1 protein-coding gene is annotated in these 2,103 nt (G+C 71.0%); it reads right to left on the bottom strand.

Annotated features, from left to right (window positions below; genetic code table 11):
- A partial coding sequence (locus VJT49_RS24625) for a type I polyketide synthase (protein ID WP_324167283.1) occupies positions 1 to 2,059 on the bottom strand: 2,059 nt, incomplete at its 3' end.
- Between the last annotated feature and the right edge of the window lie 44 nt (positions 2,060 to 2,103).

Below are 2,103 nucleotides of genomic sequence, written 5' to 3'. Positions count from 1 at the left end.
AACCGTCCAGATCCCAACCCCGATCGTCCGGAAACTCACCGATCGCATCCACCCCACCGGACACCAGATCCCACAACTCCTCCGGAGACGAAACCCCACCCGGAAAACGACACGACATCCCCACGATCGCGATGGGATCGTAGTCCGCGGGAACGGCCGAAACCGGTTTCACAGCAACGACTTCGTGGCCGCCCACCAGCTCGGTCCGCAGGTGCCGCGCCAGCGCGGCCGAGTTCGGATAGTCGAAGGCCAGCGTGACCGGCAGGGCCAGCCCCGTGACGCCCCCGAGCCGGTTCCGCAGCTCGACGGCGGTCATCGACGTGAAACCCAGATCCCGGAAGGCCAGTTCCGGCCCCACCGAGCCGGCACCCGCCAGCCCCATCATGTTCGCGACCTGGGTCCGCACCAGCTCGGACACCAGCGCGAGCTGGTCGTCGTCGGCCACCGCGGTCAGACGGCGCCGCCATTCGTCCGTCGCGGCGGTACCGGCCGCCGCGGGTCCGGCGGGGAGGCCGAGCAGAGCGCGCAGCAGCTCCGGCACGGCGCGTTGCGCGGCCGCGGCACGCCACGCCGGCATGTCCAGCCGCAGGGCCACCAGCGAAGCGGGGCCGGCCGTGAGCGCGCCTTCGAAGACCGCGAGCCCTTCGCTCACCGACAGCGTTTCCGCTCCAGCGGTGCCATGCCCGTTCTCGGTCTCCGTTTCCCACGCACCCCACGAGACAGCCACGGCAGGCAGGCCACGAACCCGGCGGTGGTGCGCCAGGGCCGCGAAGAACGAACCGGCAACCGAGCCGTCGCCTGCGGCGGGGATCCCGGAGGCAGTGGTAGCCAGGACGAACAAGGACACATCCGCGTCCTGCGTCAGCTCGTGCAGGTTGAGCGCGCCGTCCACAATAGACATGTCGGCCGCACCGGGCTCACTCGTCCCGGCACTAGCCTCTTGCACGTGCACCACCGCGGTGACGGGATGCTCGAGCCCGGTGAGTATGGTCTCGAGCGCCTGGCGGTCCGCGGGGTCGCACGCCACCAGGACGACCTCGGAGCCATCCTCGACCAGATCCGCCTTTAGCTGCGCCGCGGCCTCGTCGTCTTCACCCGCAGGGCTCAGCAGCGCCATGTGGCGGGCTCCCCGAGTGGCGACCAGCCGCCGGGCGATCGCCGCGGCGGGCAGCTCGGCGGCTCCGGTCACCAACACCGTGCCGTTCGGGTTGAGCTCGGTGTTCGACAGCTCACCGGTCGTCGCCGACACTCGCGCGAGGCGCGGTACCAGCGCGACGCCGGAACGCACAGCCGACCGCGGTTCACCGGCCGCGACGATCTCGCGCAGCGCCGTGCCCCACTCGTCGCCCGTCTCGCCGGGATCGGCGAGCACGAAGGAAAGCCGTCCAGGGTGCCGCGTCCGGGCGGAAGCCGCCCATCCCCACAGCGGCGCGTGGGAGAGCCCGCGCATCTCGTCGGAGTCCTCGGACCCCGGCACGCCTTGGAGGACGACGACCAGGCGGGTGCCCGCGAAGCGCTCGTCGTCGAGCCACGTCCGCAGCCGACGGGCCACGTCGTCCGTCACGTCGTGCACAGCGCCGCCGAAGCGATCCACATCTCCGGGGTCGCCTGGGCACCGCCAAACGGCGACGTCCGGGACCATCGTGCCGCGGTCGACCGCCTCGTGCAGGTCGCTCAGCGCGGCGTACGTCTCCACCCGTGCGCCGGTCGCTTCGAGTCCGGCGGCCACGTCGACCACGTCGGTGCCGACGACCGCCCAGTCCTCGTCCGAAGTGGGCGGCAGCGAGCCGGGGCGTACCCAGTCGATGCGGTAGATGTTCTCGTAGTGCCCGCTTCCCGCCGCGAGCAGCCGCGCGGGCTGCTCCAGCAGCAGATGACGCCTGATCTTCCCGGACGCGGTGCGCGGCACTTCGGCCGTCTCGTAGACCGCGTCGGGCACCTTGAAGTAGGAAAGCCGCTCACGGCAGGTGGCGAGTACGTGGGCGGGATCGAAACCGTCCGGTCCCGGTACGACATAAGCGACGGGGACTTCACCGAGTACGTCATGCGGCTTGCCCACCACAGCCGTATCCGCGACACCCGGGACGGTGCGAACAACCTCTT

Origin of the sequence: Amycolatopsis sp., assembly GCF_035276945.1 — a bacterium.
Classification (GTDB): Bacteria; Actinomycetota; Actinomycetes; order Mycobacteriales; family Pseudonocardiaceae; genus Amycolatopsis_E.
Note: the sequence above shows the minus strand (reverse complement) of the source record. Positions and strands in the feature narration are given on the sequence as shown.